This window comes from Clostridium sp. CAG:43, from assembly GCF_000434655.1.
In the GTDB taxonomy this organism is placed as follows: Bacteria; Bacillota; Clostridia; order Lachnospirales; family Lachnospiraceae; genus Otoolea; species Otoolea fessa.
The window spans coordinates 48,244-52,314 of sequence record NZ_FR895093.1; the positions used below are offsets into that span (position 1 = coordinate 48,244).

Annotated in this window: 5 protein-coding genes; all 5 read left to right on the forward strand. The window is 52.6% G+C overall.

What is annotated here, in order from left to right; all coding sequences use genetic code 11:
• Window positions 1-230, forward strand: a 230-nt coding sequence (locus tag QVO97_RS07660; protein ID WP_288189332.1) for a sodium/glutamate symporter, incomplete at its 5' end; no start/stop codon positions are given.
• A gap of 302 nt (window positions 231-532) precedes the next feature.
• Window positions 533-964, forward strand: coding sequence for a dUTP diphosphatase (locus tag QVO97_RS07665; RefSeq protein ID WP_117795742.1), 432 nt, complete (start codon window positions 533-535; stop codon window positions 962-964).
• Window positions 965-983: 19 nt separating this feature from the next.
• The gene (locus tag QVO97_RS07670; RefSeq protein ID WP_022359759.1) at window positions 984-1,793 is read left to right on the forward strand and encodes a tetratricopeptide repeat protein; all 810 of its coding nucleotides are present in this window, start codon (window positions 984-986) and stop codon (window positions 1,791-1,793) included.
• Between the two features lie 14 nt (window positions 1,794-1,807).
• On the forward strand, window positions 1,808-3,058 hold the full coding sequence (gene hflX, locus QVO97_RS07675; RefSeq protein ID WP_022359760.1) for a GTPase HflX: 1,251 nt from the start codon (window positions 1,808-1,810) through the stop codon (window positions 3,056-3,058).
• 197 nt (window positions 3,059-3,255) lie between these two features.
• A partial coding sequence (locus QVO97_RS07680; protein WP_288189335.1) for a BadF/BadG/BcrA/BcrD ATPase family protein occupies window positions 3,256-4,071 on the forward strand: 816 nt, incomplete at its 3' end.

A 4,071-nucleotide genomic window follows, 5' to 3' on the forward strand; every position in this document is an offset into this window, starting at 1 on the left:
ACTTCCTTGTATTCAACATCATGGGCCGTGATTACGAGGCAGCTGCAATGACCACCGCATTCTGTGGTTTCGGTATGGGCGCAACCCCGAACGCAATGGCAAACATGAGAGCACTGGTAGAGCGCTATGGTCCGGCTCCGCGTGCATTCTTCATCGTACCGTTAGTAGGAAGCTTATTCGTAGACTTCTTTAACTCCATGGTACTGACTACTTTCATGAACCTCTTATAATTTGATGGCTGGTTCAGCAAAGTATCCATTTAAAATATTCTGATATTGAAGCAGCTCCAACCTATTTCCTTCCCGGCGGTTCTGGATTTCCAGGCCGCCGGGATTTTTCGCGCGCAACGAGCGAAAGTCCGTGCCTGCACGAATTAATACTTTCGGAAAACGCGCGCGTGTGGTATTATAGAGAAACTGGAAAGTTGAAAAATATTTTTCGGGGAGGTGCTTTGTGAAAAACAAACCTGCAAGGCAGCCATTACCAGATAAAATGTGACAATAAGAAAGGATTTCATACAGATATGAACAGCATGAACATAAAGATCAAATATTTCACAGACGCCATTGACCGCCTTGCCTACATTGACGGCAAATCTGACTGGATCGACCTGCGTGCGGCGCGTGAGGTGGTGCTGAAAAAGGGTGATTTTGCCTTGATTCCACTTGGCGTGGCGATGGAGCTGCCGAAGGGCTATGAGGCGCATGTAGTTCCGCGCAGCAGTACCTTTAAAAATTTCGGCATCATCCAGACCAATCATATGGGTGTGATCGATGAGAGCTACTGCGGGGACAACGATCAGTGGCATTTTCCGGCATATGCGCTGCGTGATACAGTGATCCATGTCAATGACCGCATCTGCCAGTTCCGCATCATGGAGCATCAGCCGAAGATCGTATTTGAGGAGACAGAGAAGCTTGACAATAAAGATCGCGGCGGGATCGGAAGTACGGGAAAGAATTAATAAAAAGGTTTGGTAAAAAATGAAGCAGATAAAGAGGTTAAAACGAGGAAAAATAAGTCTTTTTCTGGCAGCAGCGGTGCTTTCACTGGGCATCCTTTCCGGCTGCGGCACTGAATCGAAGGAAGCGAAAGAAGCGCGTATGACCGGAATCGAGCAGTTAAATGCAGGTAATTATCAGGATGCGATTGATTCGTTTGGAAAAGCGCTGGATGAGAGCGATGGGATCGTCAATTCTTTTGAGCTGGATGTTTTAAAATACCGCGGCGAGGCAGAATACAAACTGGCGGATTATAAGGCGGCAGCGCAGACCTATGGAATTCTGGCGGAGGTAGACGGCGGAAAAGCGGAATACCTCTATTATAAAGCGGCATCGGAGGCAGCAGCCGGACAGGCGGAGGATGCCGAAAAGGATTTTGCGGCAGCGGAGGAAAAGGCGAAGAACAGCAAAAAGAGCAGCGCCGCGGCTCCGGGTGTGAGTCTGGCGTTTACGGCGCTTGCGTCGGCGGCGCGGGATGCCGGGGATAGTGAACTCGCAGCCCAGTACTGCAATCAGGCGATCGAGCGCGGCGTGTCGGGGCCGGAGATTTATAATCAGCTTGCGATCAGTGAAATGGAGGCTGGCGATTATGAGAGCGCGATGTCCCATTATGAGGAGGCGCTTTCGCTGGCGGACAGTGAGACGGCGCTGGTAATCCGGCAGAATATTGCGGTTCTCTATGAGAAAGAGGGCGATTTTGCGAAGGCGCTGGAACAGTTTAAGGAGTGCCAGGCAGCCGGTGCGGACACACCGGAGGTGCAGAAGGAAATCCGTTTTCTGGAAAGCCGGTAAATATTGGAGGTAATATGGCAGAATTGTTCGATATGAAAGAACTGGAGGAGCGCGTCATTCTGGTGGCGGTCAGCACCTCTGATGAAGATGATACGGAGGCGTCCTTGGATGAGCTGGAGGAACTGGCGGATACCGCCGGGGCGACGGCGATCGGGCGTCTGGTGCAGAACCGGGAGAAGATTCATCCAGGCACCTATCTGGGCAGTGGAAAGATCGGGGAACTGCGGGAGATGGTCTGGGAAATGGGCGCAACCGGCGTGATCTGCGACGATGAACTGTCCCCGGCACAGCTTCGCAATCTGGAATCGGCGCTGGATACGAAGGTAATGGACCGGACGATGGTCATTCTCGATATTTTCGCGGCGCATGCGACGACGAGTGAGGGAAAAATCCAGGTTGAGCTGGCACAGCTGCGTTACCGCGCAGCGCGCCTGGTCGGACTGCGCAGTTCCCTGTCCCGTCTGGGCGGCGGTATCGGTACGAGAGGACCGGGTGAAAAGAAACTGGAGATGGACCGCCGTCTGATTCATGAGCGGATCGGGCAGCTAAAGTCGGAACTGGAAGATGTCAAACGCCACCGCGAGGTGACGAGAAAACAGCGCGACCGGAAATATACGCTGTCGGCGGCGATCGTCGGCTACACGAATGCCGGTAAGTCAACGCTTTTAAACACCCTGACGGGTGCAGGAATCCTGGCACAGGATAAACTGTTTGCGACGCTGGATCCGACGACGCGTGGATTAAAGCTGGCGAGCGGACAGGAGATCCTGCTGACAGATACGGTCGGATTCATCCGCAAACTGCCGCACCATCTGATCGAGGCGTTCAAGAGTACGCTGGAGGAGGCACGTTATAGCGATATTGTCCTCCATGTGGTCGATGCGTCGAACCTGCAGATGGACACGCAGATGTATGTCGTATATGATACATTGCGTCAGCTGGAGATCGGCGATAAGACGGTGGTAACAGTCTTTAACAAAATGGATCAGGTGGAGCAGCCGGAGACGCTGAAAGATCTGCATTCTGATTATCAGGTGCAGATTTCTGCGAAGACGGGCGCGGGACTGGATGAGCTGAAGGATATTCTGGAAATGATTCTGCGAAACCGCAAGATTTATCTGGAAAAGGTATTTTCCTACCAGGAAGCCGGACGCATCCAGACGATCCGCAAATACGGTCAGCTTTTAAAAGAAGAGTACCGGGAAGATGGCATTTACGTGGAGGCGTATGTGCCGACGGAGCTCTACGCAGGGTTGATGCGCTAACAGGCAGATGCGTACAGATCCATACGGTAAAGAGGTGTGCGGGGAAAAACCGTATGCCTCTTCTTCATGTTTTGACGGATGCTAAGAAGTTGTTAAGATGAAGAGAAAAGAGATGACAGGGCGCAGGATGCTTGTGTCGGATAGAATGACCGCACAAGTTTGCAGACATCTGGGATAAAGGAGTTAGAAGATACAGAATGGAACAGAAGGGACAAAACGGACAGGAACAGATTCTCGTCGGAATTGACGTTGGCTCAACGACGACGAAGGTGGCAGTGATGGAGGTGGCAACGGGGAAAGTCCTGTTTTCGGACTATACACGCCATCACTCGGATCAGCTTCAGAGTGTGTCGAGAGCTGTAAAATTGGTGAAAGAGACGCTTGCGGGGCGGTCATTTCTGACGGCGATGACCGGTTCGGGCGCAAAGCACCTCTCGGAAGAGCTGGAGATCCCTTATGTACAGGAGGTAGTGGCGAACTCGATCGCCTTGAAAGCCATGTACGGGGAAATCGGAACGGCGATCGAGCTGGGTGGACAGGATGCGAAGATTATCTTTTTCCAGAGGGATAAACGGACGGGCGAGCTGCAGGTCGCAGATATGCGGATGAACGGCAGCTGTGCTGGCGGTACAGGTGCGTTTGTGGATGAGATTGCTTCTCTTCTTAAGACACCGGTTGAGGAATTTGACGCGCTGGCGGCACAGGGAACAACCGTATATGATATATCCGGACGGTGCGGCGTGTACGCTAAGACCGACATCCAGCCTCTTTTAAATCAGGGGGTTAAAAAATCAGATTTGGCGCTTTCCTCCTTCCATGCGATTGCCAAACAGACGATCGGCGGTCTGGCACAGGGACTTTCGATCGAGAAGCCGGTCGTCTTTGAGGGCGGTCCGCTGACCTTTAACCGGACGCTGGTGCGCGTGTTTGCTGAACGTCTGGACCTTCGGCCGGAGGAAATTTTAAGTCCGGACCGGCCGGAACTTCTGATTGCCTGCGGTGCGGCGCGCGCG

What these genes read in the sequence shown, in the direction of transcription:
- QVO97_RS07665 (WP_117795742.1), top strand. Translation starts at nt 533, where the DNA reads ATGAACATAAAGATCAAATATTTCACAGACGCCATTGACCGCCTTGCC.
- QVO97_RS07670 (WP_022359759.1), top strand. Translation starts at nt 984, where the DNA reads ATGAAGCAGATAAAGAGGTTAAAACGAGGAAAAATAAGTCTTTTTCTG.
- hflX (WP_022359760.1), top strand. Translation starts at nt 1,808, where the DNA reads ATGGCAGAATTGTTCGATATGAAAGAACTGGAGGAGCGCGTCATTCTG.